Source organism: Prescottella equi, assembly GCF_002094305.1.
In the GTDB taxonomy this organism is placed as follows: domain Bacteria; phylum Actinomycetota; class Actinomycetes; order Mycobacteriales; family Mycobacteriaceae; genus Prescottella; species Prescottella equi.
The window spans coordinates 664,018-681,821 of the sequence record NZ_LWTX01000001.1 but is presented as its reverse complement, the minus strand read 5'-3'; the positions used below and the strand labels follow the sequence as shown (position 1 = coordinate 681,821).

At 68.4% G+C, this 17,804-nt stretch carries 16 protein-coding genes and 2 tRNA genes; 5 read left to right on the top strand and 13 right to left on the bottom strand.

Going from position 1 to position 17,804, the window contains the following annotated elements; translation table 11 throughout:
• Positions 1 to 4 precede the first annotated feature (4 nt).
• The 7 genes from A6I89_RS03310 to A6I89_RS03280 form a co-directional block, all read right to left on the bottom strand.
• On the bottom strand, positions 5 to 406 hold the full coding sequence (locus tag A6I89_RS03310; protein ID WP_005512255.1) for a DUF4233 domain-containing protein: 402 nt from the start codon (positions 404 to 406) through the stop codon (positions 5 to 7).
• Positions 403 to 1,833, bottom strand: coding sequence for a bifunctional tetrahydrofolate synthase/dihydrofolate synthase (gene folC / locus A6I89_RS03305; RefSeq protein WP_005512253.1), 1,431 nt, complete (start codon positions 1,831 to 1,833; stop codon positions 403 to 405). Before folC ends, A6I89_RS03310 begins: the two co-directional genes overlap by 4 nt.
• Positions 1,830 to 4,490, bottom strand: a complete 2,661-nt coding sequence (locus A6I89_RS03300) for a valine--tRNA ligase (RefSeq protein WP_005512251.1) — start codon at positions 4,488 to 4,490, stop codon at positions 1,830 to 1,832. The genes folC and A6I89_RS03300 overlap by 4 nt, the downstream gene beginning before the upstream one ends.
• A 164-nt stretch (positions 4,491 to 4,654) precedes the next feature.
• A complete protein-coding gene (locus A6I89_RS03295; RefSeq protein WP_013416504.1) occupies positions 4,655 to 5,266 on the bottom strand; it encodes a membrane protein in 612 nt (203 codons plus the stop codon).
• 140 nt (positions 5,267 to 5,406) lie between these two features.
• On the bottom strand, positions 5,407 to 7,446 hold the full coding sequence (locus tag A6I89_RS03290) for a S9 family peptidase (protein ID WP_022596759.1): 2,040 nt from the start codon (positions 7,444 to 7,446) through the stop codon (positions 5,407 to 5,409).
• A 36-nt stretch (positions 7,447 to 7,482) separates the two neighbouring features.
• Positions 7,483 to 8,085, bottom strand: coding sequence for a GNAT family N-acetyltransferase (locus A6I89_RS03285; RefSeq protein ID WP_005512244.1), 603 nt, complete (start codon positions 8,083 to 8,085; stop codon positions 7,483 to 7,485).
• A gap of 22 nt (positions 8,086 to 8,107) precedes the next feature.
• The gene (locus tag A6I89_RS03280) at positions 8,108 to 9,121 is read right to left on the bottom strand and encodes an iron-siderophore ABC transporter substrate-binding protein (RefSeq protein ID WP_013416507.1); all 1,014 of its coding nucleotides are present in this window, start codon (positions 9,119 to 9,121) and stop codon (positions 8,108 to 8,110) included.
• A 118-nt stretch (positions 9,122 to 9,239) separates the two neighbouring features.
• Between A6I89_RS03280 and A6I89_RS03275 the strand changes: the two genes are divergently transcribed.
• The 3 genes from A6I89_RS03275 to A6I89_RS03265 all read left to right on the top strand — a co-directional run bounded on the left by A6I89_RS03275 (position 9,240) and on the right by A6I89_RS03265 (position 10,883).
• Entirely contained in the window at positions 9,240 to 9,518 is a 279-nt protein-coding gene (locus A6I89_RS03275; protein WP_022596761.1) for an oxidoreductase, read from the top strand.
• Positions 9,519 to 10,343, top strand: a complete 825-nt coding sequence (fdhD, locus tag A6I89_RS03270; protein ID WP_013416509.1) for a formate dehydrogenase accessory sulfurtransferase FdhD — start codon at positions 9,519 to 9,521, stop codon at positions 10,341 to 10,343.
• A gap of 81 nt (positions 10,344 to 10,424) precedes the next feature.
• On the top strand, positions 10,425 to 10,883 hold the full coding sequence (locus A6I89_RS03265) for a hypothetical protein (RefSeq protein WP_022596763.1): 459 nt from the start codon (positions 10,425 to 10,427) through the stop codon (positions 10,881 to 10,883).
• On the opposite strand, the gene A6I89_RS03260 is transcribed toward A6I89_RS03265, so the two are convergent.
• Entirely contained in the window at positions 10,880 to 12,058 is a 1,179-nt protein-coding gene (locus tag A6I89_RS03260; RefSeq protein WP_049910519.1) for an alpha/beta hydrolase family protein, read from the bottom strand. The two genes, A6I89_RS03265 and A6I89_RS03260, sit on opposite strands and share 4 nt — an antisense overlap.
• A gap of 94 nt (positions 12,059 to 12,152) precedes the next feature.
• On the opposite strand from A6I89_RS03260, the gene A6I89_RS03255 reads away from it, so the two are divergent.
• Positions 12,153 to 12,788, top strand: coding sequence for a TetR/AcrR family transcriptional regulator (locus tag A6I89_RS03255; protein WP_005512234.1), 636 nt, complete (start codon positions 12,153 to 12,155; stop codon positions 12,786 to 12,788).
• A gap of 60 nt (positions 12,789 to 12,848) precedes the next feature.
• Here A6I89_RS03255 and clpX read toward each other — a convergent pair whose 3' ends face one another.
• From clpX to A6I89_RS03230, 5 genes are all read right to left on the bottom strand, one after another.
• Positions 12,849 to 14,126 carry an ATP-dependent Clp protease ATP-binding subunit ClpX gene (gene clpX / locus A6I89_RS03250; RefSeq protein WP_005512233.1) on the bottom strand — a complete coding sequence of 426 codons (1,278 nt, stop codon included), beginning with the start codon at positions 14,124 to 14,126 and terminating at the stop codon, positions 12,849 to 12,851.
• 288 nt (positions 14,127 to 14,414) lie between these two features.
• On the bottom strand, positions 14,415 to 15,086 hold the full coding sequence (locus A6I89_RS03245) for an ATP-dependent Clp protease proteolytic subunit (RefSeq protein ID WP_005512232.1): 672 nt from the start codon (positions 15,084 to 15,086) through the stop codon (positions 14,415 to 14,417).
• Positions 15,087 to 15,135: 49 nt separating this feature from the next.
• Positions 15,136 to 15,744: an ATP-dependent Clp protease proteolytic subunit gene (locus tag A6I89_RS03240; protein WP_013416512.1), complete on the bottom strand. Its 609-nt coding sequence runs from the start codon at positions 15,742 to 15,744 to the stop codon at positions 15,136 to 15,138.
• 130 nt (positions 15,745 to 15,874) lie between these two features.
• Entirely contained in the window at positions 15,875 to 17,245 is a 1,371-nt protein-coding gene (tig, locus tag A6I89_RS03235; RefSeq protein ID WP_005512230.1) for a trigger factor, read from the bottom strand.
• 83 nt (positions 17,246 to 17,328) lie between these two features.
• Positions 17,329 to 17,405, bottom strand: a tRNA-Pro gene (locus tag A6I89_RS03230).
• 139 nt (positions 17,406 to 17,544) lie between these two features.
• Between A6I89_RS03230 and A6I89_RS03225 the strand changes: the two genes are divergently transcribed.
• Positions 17,545 to 17,615: transfer RNA gene (locus A6I89_RS03225), tRNA-Gly, on the top strand.
• Positions 17,616 to 17,804: the final 189 nt, after the last annotated feature.

Below are 17,804 nucleotides of genomic sequence, written 5' to 3'. Positions count from 1 at the left end.
ACGGTCAGTCTCGTTGTCCCGGCAGCAGACCCCGCGCGATGCGCTCGGAGATGTCCTTGCGCAGGTACACGATGTACAGCCAGACTGCGCCGAAGAGCACACCGATCACACCGAGCGAGATGTCGATGAAGAAGCCGAGGATCGTCGCAACCTGCAGCGTCAGGTTGAACTTCATCGCCCACGGCTTCCCCTGTACGCCCGCGCCCAGGATCATGAGCAGTGCCAGCACGCAGATGTAGAGGCCCGAGGCCCACGTCAGGCCCGTCGAGTTCACGACCGCCACGACCGGCAGCGCCAGCAGCACGACGATGGCCTCGAGGATGAGGGTCCCGGCCATCACGCCGCGGAACCCCTTCCACGGATCGTTCACCGGGGCACGGAACTCGGGTTCCGGGTTGTCGCTCACGCGGGGTCCTTTCCGAACAGGGATCGGGCGACGCCGGCGGTCACGACGGACCCGGTGACGACGACACCCGCTCCCGATACTGCCTCACCTGGTTCGGCGACCTCCTCGGCCAACCCGATCGCGGTCTCGAGGGCGTCCGGCAGGGTGGACGCCACCACGACACGTTCGTCGCCGAACCGCGCGACTGCACGGTTGGCGAGATCCTCGACATCCATCGCGCGCGGCGACCCGTTGTGGGTCACGACGATCTCGTCGAACACCGGCTCGAGGGCCGACAGGATCCCGTCGACGTCCTTGTCACCCATGACGCTCACGACGCCGACGAGCTTGCGGAAGTCGAACTCCGCCGACAAGGCGGCCGCGAGTGCCTGTGCGCCGTGCGGATTGTGCGCGGCGTCCAGGAACACCGTCGGGGCGTTACGGACCCGCTCGAGCCGTCCGGGATTGACTACCGACGCGAAGCCCGCGCGGATCGCGTCCGCGTCGAGCTGCCGGTCCGGGCCGGCACCGAAGAACGCCTCCACCGCGGCGAGGGCGAGCGACGCATTGCGCGCCTGGTGCTCGCCGTGCAGCGGCAGGAAGATGTCCTCGTACACGCCGCCGAGTCCCTGCAGCTCGAGTTGCTGGCCGCCGATCGCGATCTGTCGGCGCAGAACCCGGAACTCGGATCCCTCGCGGGCGACGGCCGCGTCGACCTCGACGGCCCGCCGCAGCAGTACGTCCATGACCTCGGGGGCCTGCTCGGCGATGATGGCGACGGTGTCGACCGGCGCGACGCCCTCGACGCCGCTCTCGCGGCCCTTCTTGATGATTCCGGCCTTCTCCCCCGCGATCGACGCGAGATCGGGGCCGAGGTAGTCCATGTGGTCCAGGCCGATCGGGGTGATCACCGCGACCTGCGCGTCGATGACGTTGGTCGCATCCCACTTGCCACCCAGCCCGGTCTCGACGACCGCGACGTCCACGGGCGCCTCGGCGAAGGCCGCGTACGCCATCGCGGTGGTGACCTCGAACTTGCTCATCGCGGGGCCGCCGGCAGCCTCGGACTGCTCGTCGATCATCCGGATGTACGGCTCGATCTCCCGGTAGGTGTCGACGTAGGTGCGGACCGAGATCGGGGACCCGTCGATGCTGATCCGTTCCGTCGCCAGCTGCAGGTGCGGGCTGGTGGTCCGGCCGGTCCGGCGATGCAGGTGCGTCATCAGCGCGTCGATCATCCGCGTCACCGACGTCTTGCCGTTGGTGCCGGCGACGTGGATGGCCGGATAGCTGTGCTGCGGCGAGCCGAGCAGGTCCATCAGCGCGGAGATCCGGGTCAGCGACGGCTCGATCTTGGTCTCGGGCCACCGCTGGTCCAGCTCCGCCTCGACGAGCGCGAGTTCGGCGAGGTCGACCGGGTCGGGTGCGCCCGGGCGTTCGGTACTCACGCTCCGCCCAGCTCCTTCAGACGTGCCGACATGCGTGCGATCTCCTCCTGGGCCACCTGCCGGCGGGCGCGGATCTTGTCGACGACCGCGTCGGGCGCCTTGGCGAGGAACGCTTCGTTCGACAGCTTGGCAGTGGTGCCGGCGAGCTCCTTCTCGGCGACCGCGAGGTCCTTCTCGAGACGCTTCTTCTCCGCCCCGAGATCCACGGCGCCCGACGTATCGAGCTCGACGGTGACGGTGGCCTTGCTCAGTCGCACCTCGACGGACGCGGTGGCCGCGAACGTCTCGGTGGGCTCGGTCAGCTTCGCGAGGAACGCGACCGACGCCAGCTGCGACTCGATGTCGGCCTCGGCGGCACCGGTCAGGCGCGCGGCCACCTTCTGCGACGGCTTGAGTCCCTGGTCGCTGCGGAAGCGGCGCACCTCGGTGACGAGACGCTGCATGTCCTCGACCCGCTGCGCGGCAACGGGATCCGTCGCGATGCCAGTCGCGACCGGCCAGTCGGCGACGACCACGGACTCGCCGCCGGTGAGCACCTTCCACAGCGTCTCGGTGACGAACGGGATCACCGGGTGCAGCATCCGCAGCAGCGTGTCGAGGACGTTGCCCAGCACGGCCTTCGTACCGTCGGCGTACACGCTGCCCTCGGCGAGCTGCGGCTTGGCGAGTTCGAGGTACCAGTCGCACACCTCGTCCCACGCGAAGTGGTAGAGCGCCTCGCAGGCCTTGGAGAACTCGAACTTCTCGAACGCCTCGTCGACCTCGCCGCGGACCTGCTCGAGCCGGTCGAGGATCCAGCGGTCGGCGTCGGTGAGCGCGTCGCGGGCCGGCAGGTCGGCAACGACCGCACCGTTCATGAGCGCGAACTTGGTGGCGTTGAACAGCTTGTTCGCGAAGTTGCGCGACGACTGCGCGTGGTCCTCGCCGACGGCCAGGTCGCTGCCCGGGTTCGCACCGCGGGCCAGCGTGAAGCGCAGCGCGTCGGCGCCGAAGCGGTCCACCCAGTCGAGCGGGTCGATGCCGTTGCCGCGCGACTTCGACATCTTCTTGCCGAACTGGTCGCGCACCAGGCCGTGCAGGAACAGGTCCTTGAACGGGACCTTGCCGCCCTGCACCGCGTCGTCGCCGGCGACGTACGTGCCGAACATCATCATCCGGGCCACCCAGAAGAACAGGATGTCGTAGCCGGTGACGAGAACGCTTGTCGGATAGAACTTCTCGATCTCGGCGGTCTTCTCGGGCCAGCCCATCGTGGAGAACGGCCACAGCCCGGACGAGAACCAGGTGTCGAGGACGTCGGGGTCCTGCTCCCAGCCCTCGGGTGCGGTCTCGTCCGGGCCGAAGCACTGCACCTCACCGTTCGGGCCGTACCAGATCGGGATGCGGTGGCCCCACCACAGCTGCCGCGAGATGCACCAGTCGTGCATGTTGTCGACCCACGCGAACCAGCGCGGCTCCTGGCTGGCCGGGTGGATGACGGTGTCGCCGCCACGGACCGCGTCGCCCGCAGCCTTGGCCAGCGCGTCGACCTTGACCCACCACTGCATCGACAGCCGCGGCTCGATGGTCTCCCCGGAGCGCTCGGAGTGTCCGACGCTGTGCACGTACGGACGCTTCTCGGCGACGACGCGGCCCTGCTCGGCGAGCGCCTCGCGCACCTTGACGCGGGCCTCGAAGCGGTCCATGCCGTCGAACTGCGTTCCGGTGTCGGCGATCTTGCCGGTCTTGTCCATGATGGTGGGCATCGGCAGGTTGTGCCGCAGGCCCATCTCGAAGTCGTTGGGGTCGTGCGCCGGGGTGATCTTCACGGCGCCCGTGCCGAACGCGGGATCGACGTAGTCGTCCGCGATGATCGGAATCTGCCGACCCGTGAACGGGTGCTCGAGCGTGGTGCCGATCAGGTCCTTGTAGCGCTCGTCGTCGGGGTGGACGGCGACGGCGGTGTCACCGAGCATCGTCTCGACGCGGGTGGTGGCGACGATGACGTGCGGCTCGTCGTCGCTGAGGGAGCCGTAGCGCAGCGAGACGAGCTCACCCTCGACCTCCTCGAACTTCACCTCGATGTCGGAGATCGCGGTCTGCAGCACCGGCGACCAGTTGACCAGCCGCTCGGCGCGGTAGATCAGGCCGTCGTCGTAGAGGCGCTTGAAAATCGTCTGGACGGCTCGGGAGAGCCCCTCGTCCATCGTGAAGCGGTCGCGGCTCCAGTCGACGCCGTCGCCGATGCGCCGCATCTGGCCCTGGATCGTGCCGCCGGACTCGCGCTTCCAGTCCCACACCTTCTCGATGAAGGCCTCGCGTCCGAAGTCTTCCTTCTTCTTACCGTCCGCGGCGAGCTGCTTCTCGACGATGGTCTGCGTCGCGATACCGGCGTGGTCCATGCCGGGCAACCACAGCACCTCGAACCCCTGCATCCGCTTGCGGCGGCACAGCGCGTCCATCAGGGTGTGGTCGAGGGCGTGTCCCATGTGCAGCGAGCCGGTCACGTTCGGCGGGGGAAGCACGATCGAGTAGCCGGGCTTGTCGCTCGTCGCGTCGGCGGTGAAGTAACCGGCGTCCACCCAGCCCTGGTACAAGTCGGCCTCTACCGCGCTGGGGTCCCAGCTCTTGGGGAGGGCGTCTGCGGGGTTCTGGGGAGTCTCTGGCGCACTGGTCACCCCCCAATCGTAATCAGTGACGGCGAATCGCCCGGACCCGGCTCGTCACCCCCGCCACCGCCCCCGCTACCGCCCCCGTCACCCCTCGCCCCTCCCCCTCGCGTTTCGCGCACTTGTCGCGTGATTTCGGGGATCGCAAGCGCGACAAGTGCGCAAAACGCGGATCAGAAGCGCTGGACGAACGCGTACCAGTCCCCCTCGATGTGCCGATACCCGATGTCCCCGTCGCGGCGGGGCTCGCCGAGGTAGGGCCGCTCACCCGGCAGATAAGCGACACCCACGAAGTCGACCAGCCCGCCCTCGACAGTGAACCGGCACCCGCGATCTCCGACGCGTTGGACCGAATGCACCCGGTACACACCGATCCGTTGGGATCGGACATCGGCAGCGTCGGCCGGATCCGCGCACGCGACCGCGGCCCGCTGCAGGTCGTCCTTCGAAACCCACCACCCGAATCGCCCCGGCAACTCGGCGGCCGCCAGCCCGACGGTGACCAGCACGATGACCGGCGCGACGAGCGTGACGCCGCGCCAGCCGTAGCGGATCGAACCGAACACGACCGCGGCCAGCCACACGACGCCGACGATGATCAGGGCTCCCCATGCCAGCACGTACAGCGGGTAGAACACGACGGGCGGCACCAAGCTCCACAGCACGACCAGACATGCCGCAGCGGCCAGGAGTGGAATCACCAAGCCGACCGTCAGACGCCACCACAACGACGCCGGCCGCCGGGCAGGCTTTCCCTCACCGACCTCCGGACGCGTGTCGTCCATCCCCCCACGTCCCCTCGCGTTTTGCGCACTTGTCGCGACATGCCAATAGCCAAAAGTAGCGATAAGTGCGCAAAACGCGGGGAGGGTGGGGCGCGGGGGGCGGGGAGGGTGAGGCGCGGGGGCGGGGGGCGGAGAGTCGGTCAGCCGAGAACGTCGGGGAGCGGGACGTCCTCCTCGAGGACGTGCTCGGCGAGGAAGGACTCGACCACCTGGTACCAGACCTTGGCGTGCTGGGGGCTGAGCACCCAGTGGTTCTCGTCGGGGAAGTAGAGGAAGCGGTGGTCGGTCTTGCCCTCGGCGTCCGCGGGCAGCCCCGATTCGGACAGCAGCTCGTACCAGAGGCGCAATCCCTCGCCGATCGGCACGCGGTAGTCCCTGTCGCCGTGGATCACCAGCATCGGGGTGACGATGTCGGCGACTGCCAGGTGCGGCGAGTTCTCGAACGCCATCTCGGGGGTCATCTCGCGGGCCCAGTACCAGGCGGCGTCGGTCGTGGGGGCGAACTGGTCGAGCGCCCACAGGCTCGCGTGCGTGACGATCGCCTGGAACCGGTCGGTGTGCCCGGCGATCCAGTTGGCCATGTAGCCGCCGAAGGAGCCGCCCATCGCGGCGGTGCGCTTCGCGTCGATCTCGGGCAGCGCGACGGCCGCGTCGGTGATCGCCATCAGATCGGTGAACGGCGCCTTGCCCCACTGACCCCAGCCGCGCTGGACGAAATCCTGACCGTAGCCCGTCGACAACGCGGGATCGGGCAGTAGCACCGCGTAGCCCTTCGCCACCAGCAGCCACGGGTTCCATCGCCACGACCATGTGTTCCACGAGTTCAACGGTCCGCCGTGCACCCACAGCACGAGCGGCGCCGGCGCGTCGGCCGACGCGGACTCCGGTAGGGCCAGCCACGCGCGCAGCGGAGTGCCGTCGTCGGCCTGGCCGACGACCTCGGTGAGCCGCCCCGGCAGCCGCGGCGGCTCCGACGGGGCACGTAGTTCCGTGACGGTGCCCGCGTCGGCCCCGGTGAGGGCGATCCGGACCGGGTGCGGTGGGCGCGCGTACGACGCTCGCAGCGCGTACACCGCCGAGCCGTCCGGGGCGACTTGCAGATCGGAGTAGGCGGCGTCGTCGGTGGTCAACGGCGCCGGGCTGCCGTCGCCGCGCAGCACGAAGACGGGGCCGCGGCCTCGCTCGTCGGTGGTGAGCAGCACACCGGCGGAGTCCGGGAGCCACACGGCCGAGGTGGGCCAGCGATCCCAGCCCGACGCGAGGTCCACGACGCGGGCGTCCTCGAAGTCGAAGCGGTGCAGCGTGATCCGCGGCGCCTGTTCGGCATCGCCGTACGACTCACGCAGGTACACGACGCTCGAAGCGTCGGGCGAGATCACCGGCCGCGACAGGTCCGCGCCGTCGTCGTCGACGATCGTGGTCCGCTCCCCCGTCGCCGCATCGATGCGCACCAGCACGGTGCGCATCGAGCCGAGAACGCCCGGCAGCGCCCACGTGCTCACGACGAACGAGCCGTCGGGAGCCAGGTCGTAGTCGGCCTCGCGCAGCGCGATGCCGGGGGTCGGGGTGAGGTCGTCGAGCGAGATCTCGCCGTCGACGTCCGTCGTCCCGGCGAGCAGGTGCGGGACGTCCGGACCGAGGTCGTGATCCCAGTGCCTAACCGGGTATCCGGTGTGCAGGATCGCCTTGACCTTCTTGTCCTTGCGCTCGCCGCGGATCCGCTCGTCGTCCTCGACGGTGGCAGCCAGCGCGGACGTGGACACCACCACGCGCGGGGCCGAGCGTGCCGCGCGGACACCGGAGATTCCGCCGCCGCGGCAGGCCACACGGGATGCCTCGCCGCCGTCGGCCGGAAGCCGCCACAACCCATTCGGTGCGTCGTCCGCCGCGCCGGGTACGGGCCGCGACGCCGTGAACAGCAGGTCGCCGGTGCTGGTGAACGCCGCACCCCCTTCGCCTTCGACTCCCCAGGTGATCCTGCGGGCGGACCGGTCACCGGCGGGGTCGATCTCCCACAGCGCCGACACGTACTTGGTCTCGTCGGCGTCGAGGACTGCCTGCGAGATAACGAGACGCGAGCCGTCCGGGGACAACACCAGTCCGGACAGCCGGGCCAGTGCCAGATAGTCGTCGAGGTCGTCGAACGGTGTGCCGAGCGGGGTCTGCGGGGTGGAGGTCACCCCTGATTGGTACCACTGATCGGTACGCCACCGAAGTCAGCGTGGATCGCGCCACATCTTCCACAGCGTCGGACCGCCGTTCGGGATCACGATCTCGCCGGTGACCTCGAACCCGAATCGTTCGTAGTACGGGATGTTGGCGTGCTTACTGGACTCGAGATAGGCCGGGGCCCCCTCGGCGTCACAACGCGACAACCGGGAGTTGAGCAGCGCCTTGCCGTAGCCGCCGCCGCGCCCGGCCGACGACGTCCCGATCGTCGACAGGTACCAGTGCGGCGCGGTGGGGTGGGCGGACTCGAGCGCGTGCGAGACCTCGGCGCCGACGCGGAGTTTGCCACCGAGGGCGCGGACGACGGCGGGCAGGCTGCGCAGCGAATCGAAACTCGACTGCTTCCATCGGCCCGGCGGATCCCAGAGCGCGCCCCCGACGATCGTGCCGTCGGGCGTCTCCGCCAGTTCCGCTCCGCCACCGGCGAGGTGGTGGTAGCGGGTCTCCGCCGCGAACAGACGCGCCATCCCGGTGGGACGTTTCGCGTCGTTCGGGAACATCCAGCACATGACGGGGTCGTCGTCGAACGCTTCCGCGAGAGCGCGCGACAGCGCCGGAATGTCTGCTCGGGTCACTGGCCTCACGCCCATGACCGCGAGAGTACCGGCTGGTTCAGGCGAACAGGGGCGCGATGCGCGGCGGGATCTGGTCCAGCGCGTACGGCAGGCTCACGACGGTCGACCAGGCCATCGCCTCGGCCGCCTCGTCCTCGAGCACGATCGTCCGACCGTCCTTGACGACGTCGAGGGTCTGGTAGACGGGTGTCTTCGCCAGCTCGGCCCGCAGGTCGTCACCGAAGCCGCCGCCCGCGTACCAGACGAGCAGGTCGACGTCCGCGAGGGAGAGCTGCTCGGTGCTGATCTCCGCGAAATTGGTCTTGCGGACCTGTTCCGCGACAGGCGGATTCACGAAGCCGAGCTCGGTGAAGAAACGGACCTTGGGATCCTCGGGCCCGTACACACCGAACTGGCCGGGACCCTTGAGTGCGCCCACGAGAACCGTCTTGCCCGCGAACGACGGGTTGGCCGCGGCCACGTCGGTGAAGCGCTGCTGCACACCCGCCACCAGTTCGGCGGCCCGATCCTGCTTGCCGAGCGCCTCGCCGAGGATCGTGGTCTGGTCCTGCCAACGCACGCCGTAGTCGGCGACGCCCGCGGGCTGTGCGACGGTCGGCGCGAGCGCGGACAGCTTGTCGTACTGCCCCTGGGTCAGTCCGGAGTACGTGCCCACGATGAGATCCGGTGCGGCGGCCGCGACCTTCTCGACGTCGATACCGGTGCTCGCGCTGCCGATGATCGCCGGCTGGGCGTCGCCGAGCAGCGGCTGCGACCACGGCCACACCCCGTACGGATAATTGCCGTACCAGTCGAAGACGCCGACGGGAACCGCGCCGAGCGCGAGCAACGCGTCCTGGTCGTTGTAGCCGACGCTGACGATCCGCTGCGGGTTCTCCGGCACCGTCGTCCGGCCGTACTTGTGGGTGATCGTCGCGCCGGAGGCCCCGCCGGAACCACCGTCGCCGGACCCGCTGCTGCACGCGGCGGCGAACGCGAGAAGCGCGCCGGAGCTGCCGATCAGGAATCCTCGGCGCGAGATTGCGCCGGCTCGCGACTGGAGATCACCCATCGAAGGACCCTTCGTGTCGTGGTGGTGCATGCAGGAGAAGGTAAGGCTAGCCGACACTACCTGGTGGTTCGGTGCGTCGGATCGTGCGGACCCGACCGAATCGGGCCACTATGGGGTCATGACGCGCACGGGGCCCCGGGAGGACATCGCCGAGATGGGGCTGCACAACGGGCCACCGGTGGACTTGGTGCCGGAGGGGGCGACCGCCGACGGCACCGCCGAGGAACGGCGGGTCCACGATTTCCGGGTGGTCGAGTACCGCACCCCCCGCGGCAACGCCGCCGCCTACTACTCGAAGACCAAACCCGTCGCCCCACTCGACCACGTGGCGGTGAAGTCGAACACTTCGGCGTCGAAAGCCGTTGTCGTGCCTCTCGAACCGAGCGGAGGTCGCTAGGTGGGCCGGGTCACCGCACGCCGACCGGTCCTGCGCATCACGCCGGACGGCACCCGCCGTCGGCCGGACGCCCTCGCGGTCGAGGAGCCGCTCGAGATCCGTCTCGGCGGGCGGTCGCTCACCGTCACGATGCGCACCCCGGGCCACGACGTCGAACTGGTCCACGGGTTCCTGCTGACGGAGGGGATCATCGCGTCACCCGAGGACGTGCGAGTCGTCCGCTACTGCGACGGGGTCGACGCGGACGGCGCCAACACCTACAACGTCCTCGACGTCGAACTGGCCGCCGAGGTGCCCGACCCGGGCAACCGCGGGCGGCGCGAGTTCCTCACCACGTCCGCGTGCGGGGTGTGCGGCAAGGCGTCGCTCGACGAGGTCGCGGTGCGGAGTCGGTACCCGTTGTCCGACAACGCGCTCGAGGTCACCGCGACCGCGCTGGCGTCGATGCCGCCCACCCTGCGCAAGGGCCAGCGCGTGTTCGAGGCGACCGGCGGCCTCCACGCGGCCGGGGTGTTCACCGCCGACGGCGCGCTGCTCGCCCTCCGCGAGGACGTCGGGCGCCACAATGCGGTCGACAAGGTGCTCGGCTGGGCGCTCACCGCAGGCCGCGTCCCGGCGTCCGACACCGTCCTCGTCGTCAGCGGACGCGCGTCGTTCGAACTGGCGCAGAAGGCCGCGATGGCCGGGATCCCGGTCCTCGCCGCGGTTTCGGCACCGTCGTCGCTGGCCGTCGACCTGGCCCGAGACCGCGGGATGACCCTCGTCGGCTTCTTGCGCGGAGAGAGCATGAACGTCTACTCGGGCGAGCAGCGGATCAAGATCTGACACCCGTTCGCCCACTCGCGCGGGGCGCGGCGTGCCACAGTGGAGACCACGCGGGTCGGGCGAACGGGAGGGCGTCACGGCATGGCCGGAGGACGGAAACGGCACGTCGCGGGGGCCGCCGCGGCGGGTGCACTCGCGGTGGCCGGGACATTCGGTGCAGCGCCGGCCGCGGCGACGGTGACCGGGCAGGGCGACGTGCGCACCTTCGGCAACTCGATCCTCGTGACGATGCTGAACATCGACTCCACCACCGACGCACCGGCGCGGTGCGCGACCGTCGTCTTCGACACCGCCGGCCGACCCGTGATCACCGATCTGCAGGAGATCCACGACGGTGGACTCGGCATCTGGTGGACCACGATGCCCACCGAGACACTCCATCTCGCGGGGCAGTACACGGGCAGCGCCGATTACCGCGTCACCACCGAGTGCCGGGACGACGACGGTGTCGTGCGACTGGCCGACACCGTCGTCACCCTGCCCGAGGGCGAACTCGTCGGGAACCCACCCCGGTACTCGGAACTGTTCGGGCCGTTCTAGCAGAGGCCGGCCGGCTTCTCCCCCGCCTGCAAGGCGCCGAAGAACTGTTCGGCATCGTCGAACGACTGCGGCACGGCGGACCGGTGATCGGCACCCTCGTACGTCTTGTAGGCGACCTCGGAACCGTTGCTGCACAACGTCTCGACCACTTCCCGGCTGCCCGGTTCCGCGATGAGGGTGTCGGCGGTGCCCTGCAGCACCAGCGTCGGAACCGTGAGCGTCAGCTGGCCGAGCGACTGCTTCTTCAGGTACGTCACGAGCTTGTCGATGTCGGCGCCCGGCGCGAACGCCTTGTCGACCGGCACCGAACCGATCACGTTCCGGATCTGACCCACGCAACCGGTACGCGCCGCGGTGAGCAGCACCTGCGACTCCGGCGCGACGTACGAATCCGCCACGATCGACGGATCCGCAGCCTCGGCACCCAGCAGGATCAGCGGCAGGAAGGCCAGTGCCGGGGCCACCGCGGGGTCACCGGACGCCAGGTACTGCGGCGTCGCACTCGTCTCGTTGCCCGGGGCGATCGCGACCGCGCCTCGCAGATCGAGTTCGGGTGCACGCTCGCTCCCCTGAGCCGCGGTGAACAGGGTGGCGTGCCCACCCTGGCTGTGCCCCATCGCGTACCACTGGTTGCTGATCGAGTCGTCGATCTCCCGGCTGGCGCGGACGATGTCGACCACCGCGTTCGCCTCCGTGCCACCGTCCATGTAGGGGTGGCCGCCGGGGGTGCCCATGCCGACGTAGTCGGTCTGCACTACGACATAGCCGTCGGCGACGTACCTGTCGAGAACCGCGTCGACGCCACCCAGGTAGTCGTGCGCCGGACCGTCGGTGGTGTCGTTCGACGGCGCGCAGATGTCGGAGACACCGGTGGTGCCGTGTGCCCAGCTGAGCACCGGCCAACCGCCGTCGGGCGCCGGGGTGCGGGGTATCGACACCGTCCCCGATACGACCACCGGGTCGCCCTGCGCATTCTGCGACACGTATGTGATCAGTTCACTGCGGCCGGCGCTGGGGAGCACCGGCGCACCGCGCAACTCCTGGACCGAAAGCAGTTGCCCGGGTTCGAGAGCCGCATGGGACTCGTCGGACTTACCGTCGCTGCTGCATCCGGCAGCGACCAGCGCCACCGTCGTTGCAGCAACCGTGAAGAGGCCGGCACGACGGGCGCGCACGCCCCCGTTCCTCGACAGCGGATTCACGAACACCTCCAAATTAAGAAATCTCTCTTAGCCCGAAGAAGATAACCCATTCAGTACTCTTGCCGCTATGAACTCGAACGGTCGCGACACGATCCTTCTCGTCGCCGAGCGCCTCATCGCCGAACGCGGACTGCACGGAGTCTCCGCCCGCGAGATCGTGAGAACGGCCGGCCAGCGGAACAACTCGGCCATCACCTACCACTTCGGATCGTGGGACGGCCTGCTCGAATCGGTGTGGCTCGAACACATCGGCACCGTCAACGAGCTGCGCGCCCGCATGCTCGACGAGATCCCCGACGACGCCGCCGATCGCCTCGACCGGCTGGTCGCCGCCTACGTCCATCCGTTCGTCGCGGAGATCTCCGCCCACAAGCCGTCCTACTGGGCGCGCTTCAACGAGCAGTGGTTGACCGGAGTCCACATGGACTTCGTCGACCGGCCCACCACCCTGCTCCCGGAGGACGCCCGCTACCCGCGCATCCAGGGCATGGACCTGCTCAAGGGGCTCTTCGCCCGTATCGGTGCGGAACTGGCACACCTCGACCCCGAGGCCCGGACCCGCAGGGTCGCGACGACGGCCCGGTTCGTCGTGTCCGCCCTCGCTACGTGGGAGCGGGAATCGACCACGGGCATCGCACCCGATCTCGACGCTTTCGAGAAGGAACTGACGGCACTGGCGCTCGCGCTTCTGCTCGCACCCTGACACGGCAGAGGGGCCCGGGTGCCGATGGCACCCGGGCCCCTCCACGAGGTCCTACCGCTCCTACGCGCTCTTGTCGCGGCGCTCGCGTTCCGGCTTGCGGGGCACGATCGTCGGGAGCACGTTGTCGTTCACCGTCTCCGCGGTCACGACCACCTTCGCGACGTCGTCGCGACTGGGGATGTCGTACATCACCGGCAGAAGGACTTCCTCCATGATCGCCCGCAGGCCACGCGCGCCGGTACCGCGATGGATCGCCTGGTCCGCGATCGCCTCGAGGGCGTCCGCCGAGAACTCCAACTCCACCCCGTCCATGTCGAACAGCCGCGTGTACTGCTTCACGAGAGCGTTCTTCGGCTCGGAGAGGATCGTGACGAGCGAATCCTTGTCGAGGTTGGTCACCGACGCGACGACGGGCAGACGGCCGATGAACTCCGGAATCAGACCGAACTTGATCAGATCCTCCGGCATGACCTCCGCGAAGTGGTCCTGCGTGTCGATCTCGGCCTTGGACCGGACCTCCGCGCCGAAACCGATGCCGCGCTTGCCCACCCGATCCGACACGATCTTCTCGAGACCGGCGAAGGCGCCGGCGACGATGAACAGCACGTTCGTCGTGTCGATCTGGATGAACTCCTGATGCGGATGCTTCCGCCCACCCTGCGGAGGAACACTTGCCTGCGTGCCCTCGAGGATCTTCAGCAGCGCCTGCTGCACACCCTCACCGGAGACGTCGCGGGTGATCGACGGGTTCTCGCTCTTGCGGGCGATCTTGTCGACCTCGTCGATGTAGATGATGCCGGTCTCGGCGCGCTTGACGTCGTAGTCGGCGGCCTGGATCAGCTTCAGCAGGATGTTCTCGACGTCCTCGCCGACGTAGCCGGCCTCGGTGAGCGCGGTGGCGTCCGCGATCGCGAAGGGGACGTTGAGCATCTTCGCGAGCGTCTGCGCCAGGTAGGTCTTGCCACACCCGGTGGGGCCGAGCATCAGAATGTTCGACTTCGCGAGTTCGACCGTCTCCCCGCGGGCGTCGCGGCCCCGGTCGCCGGCCTGGATGCGCTTGTAGTGGTTGTACACCGCGACCGCCAGGGTCCGCTTCGCCGAATCCTGGCCGATCACATAGTTCTCGAGGAACTCGCGGATCTCCGCGGGCTTCGGCAGCTCGTCGAGCTTGACCTCGCTCGACTCCGCCAGCTCTTCCTCGATGATCTCGTTACAGAGATCAATGCATTCGTCGCAAATGTAGACCCCGGGTCCCGCAATGAGCTTCTTGACCTGCTTCTGGCTCTTACCGCAGAAAGAGCACTTGAGCAGATCGCCGCCGTCACCGATGCGTGCCATCTCGTAAGGTCCCTACTTCCTTGTCTACGTGCGAGCATCCTCACCCGGTCCCCCACCGCCGCGGTGCGGCCGATGCGAACCCCGAATCCGGATCGAAGGCCCCTGGTGTGACCGTACCCGCAGTTCGCGAACGAGGTCGACCAATAGAGCGGTGATTCCCCCGCGACACGGGCGCTCGGCGCGAAAATCAGGCCGACGTCGTGCGCGGACTGCCCAGCTTGACGGGGTGGCGTCCCGGTCCGCCGCAACCCGCCCCTCGGGCGTGTCGACGAACCGGGATGCCCCGCATCACTTCTGCGCCGAGAGCTTCCGGTACTGGAGCACGTCGTCGATGATGCCGTACTCCTTCGCCTCCTCGGCGGTGAGGATCTTGTCGCGATCGGTGTCCTTGCGGATCACGTCGGGATCCTTGCCGGTGTGCTTGCCGAGCGTGGTCTCCATGAGACGACGCATGCGCTCGATCTCCGCGGCCTGGATCTCGAGGTCCGACACCTGACCCTGGATGCCGCCGGTGGCCGGCTGGTGGATCAGCACGCGCGCGTTCGGCAGCGCGAGCCGCTTGCCGGGGGTGCCCGCCGCGAGCAGCACCGCCGCGGCCGACGCGGCCTGGCCGAGGCACACCGTGGTGATGTCGGCGCGGACGTACTGCATCGTGTCGTAGATCGCCATCAGCGACGTGAACGAGCCGCCGGGCGAGTTGATGTACATCGTGATGTCACGGTCGGGGTCGAGCGACTCGAGCACCAGCAGCTGGGCCATGACGTCGTTGGCCGACGCGTCGTCCACCTGCACGCCGAGGAAGATGATGCGCTCCTCGAACAGCTTGTTGTACGGGTTCGACTCCTTGACGCCGTAGCTGGAGTGCTCGATGAACGACGGAAGGATGTAGCGCGACTGCGCACCGGACGGGGCCTGGCCACCGAGTGCGTGGGCGGCACGGGGATCGAACAGGTTGGTCATCAGTTCTCCAAGGATGATGGGAGCGGAAGGAAGGGTTCGGGTCGCGGCACTAGTTGCCCGCGCCGCCCGCCTGCCGCGCGCGGGTGACGACGTGGTCGACGAAGCCGTACTCGAGCGCTTCCTTCGCGGTGAACCAACGGTCGCGGTCCGAGTCGGCGGTGATCTGCTCGACGGTCTGACCGGTGTGCTCCGCGATGAGCTCGGCCATCTCACGCTTGGTGTGCGCGAACTGCTCGGCCATGATCGCGATGTCCGACGCCGTGCCACCGATGCCGGCGGACGGCTGGTGCATCATGATCCGCGCGTGCGGCAGGGCGTACCGCTTGCCCTTGGTGCCGGCCGACAGCAGGAACTGCCCCATCGAGGCGGCCAGACCCATACCGAAGGTCGCGACGTCGCACTCGGCGAACTGCATGGTGTCGTAGATCGCCATGCCCGCCGTGACCGAACCACCCGGCGAGTTGATGTACAGGTTGATGTCCCGTGTGGGGTCCTCGGCCGACAGCAGCAGGATCTGGGCGCACAGCTTGTTCGCGATGTCGTCGTCCACCTGCGTACCGAGGAAGATGATGCGCTCGCGAAGCAGGCGTTCGTACACCGAGTCGCTGAGATTCAGGCCGGAGGTGGCTGAAGTCATGGCGGGATTCTGGTAAGTCACGGTACCTGCCTTCTGATAAGTCGTTGGTTCCTGACACAGACACTAACGAAGTAGGGCGGCACCGGAGTCCCGGTGCCGCCCTACTTCGCTGAAAGCGGAAAACTAGCTCGCCGTCCGGCGGGCAGAAGGATTACTTCTGCTCTGCCGCCTCATCGCCCTCGGCCTCGTCGGCGGCCGGCTCCGCGGTGCCGAACATCTCGGCGGTGTCGATGGTCTCACCGGCGGTGTCGGTGACCGTCGCGGCGTCGACGACACCCGCGAGAGCCTTGCCACGGCGCACGTCGGCGAAGACTGCACCGAGCTGGTTGGCCTGCTGGATCTGCTGGATGAACTGCTCCGGCGCCATGCCGTAACGCTGGGCCTGGAACAGGATGCGCTCGGTGAGCTCGTCCTGGCCGACGGTGGTGCCGGCAGCGTCGGCGATCGCATCGAGCAGCAGCTGGGTCTTCACCGAGCGCTCGGCGGCCTCCTTGGCGTCCGCGTCGAACTGCTCGCGCGTGGTGCCCTGCGCCTCGAGGAGCTCGTTCAGCTTCTCCTCGCTGTGGTCGAGGCCGTGGATGGCGTCGTGCAGCGCAGCGTCAACCTCGGCCTTGACGACGGCCTCGGGCAGCGGGACCTCGACGGTCTCCAGCAGCGACTCGAGCACCTTGTCGCGGATCTGACCGGCCTGCTCGACCTTGCGGACACGGGCGACGCGCTCACGCAGGTCGGCCTCGAGGTCGGCGAGGGTGTCGAACTCGCTTGCCATCTGGGCAAACTCGTCGTCGGCCTCGGGCAGCTCGCGCTCCTTGACCGAGTTGACGGTGACCGTGATGACGGCCTCCTGGCCGGCGAAGTCGCCGGCCACCAGCTTGGAGGTGAAGTCCTTGGACTCGCCCGCCTTGACGCCGATGATGGCCTCGTCCAGGCCCTCGATCAGCTGGCCGGAACCGACCTCGTGGGACAGACCCGAAGCGGTGGCCTCCGGGACGGCCTCGCCGTCGACGGTGGCGGACAGGTCGATCGACACGAAGTCGCCGTCCTGGACCTCACGCTCGACACCCTTGAGGGTTCCGAAGCGCTGACGCAGCGACAGCAGCTGCTCGGCAACCGCCTCCTCGGTGACCTCGATGGGGTCGACGGTGACGGCGACGGTGGAGAAATCGGGGAGAGTGATCTCGGGGCGGACGTCGACCTCGGCGGTGAAGACGAGCTCCTGGCCGTCCTCGAGCTTGGTGATGTCGATCTCCGGCTGGCCGATGACCTTCACGTCCGAGGCCGAAACGGCCTCCGAGTAGCGGGCCGGCAGTGCGTCGTTGACGACCTGCTCCAGCACGGCGCCGCGGCCGACGCGGGCCTCGAGCAGCTTGGCCGGAGCCTTGCCCGGACGGAAGCCGGGGAGACGGATCTGCTGCGCGAGCGCCTTGTAGGCCTTGTCGAAATCAGGCTTGAGCTCCTCGAAGGGCACCTCAACGTTGATACGGACTCGCGTCGGGCTGAGCTGCTCGACGGTGCTCTTCACGGATCTGGCTCCTTCGTAGTGGTGATGCTCTTCGTTGCTCTATGTCGTGCGTCGGCGCCGCGCTCGCGACACTGACGCACACGTGGTCGGGATGACAGGATTTGAACCTGCGACCCTCCGCTCCCAAAGCGGATGCGCTACCAAGCTGCGCCACATCCCGTCCGAAACAGGACCTCACCAACCTTGCGAGGACCCGAGGCAGAATCCTACGGCCCCCCGATTAGGAAATCCAAAGCGAGGTAGGTACAGTTCCATCTCGCACACGGCATCGCTGGCGATCCCACTAATGTCGTATGCACGGGGATGTAGCTCAATGGTAGAGCCTCAGTCTTCCAAACTGATTACGCGGGTTCGATTCCCGTCATCCCCTCCGCGAGGAGGAAACCCCCGCCCGGCGATTACGTCCGGGACGGGGGTTTTGTCGTTTCTCCACCAGCTTCCGCCCCGCCGAGTGACGCTTGTCACACAGGCAAGCCGGTCCCTGTTTCGCGCGAATCGCCACCCCACGCGACCAGGCCATCCTAAGTTGGAACCTGTTACAGATTTCAGGCCAGCGAAG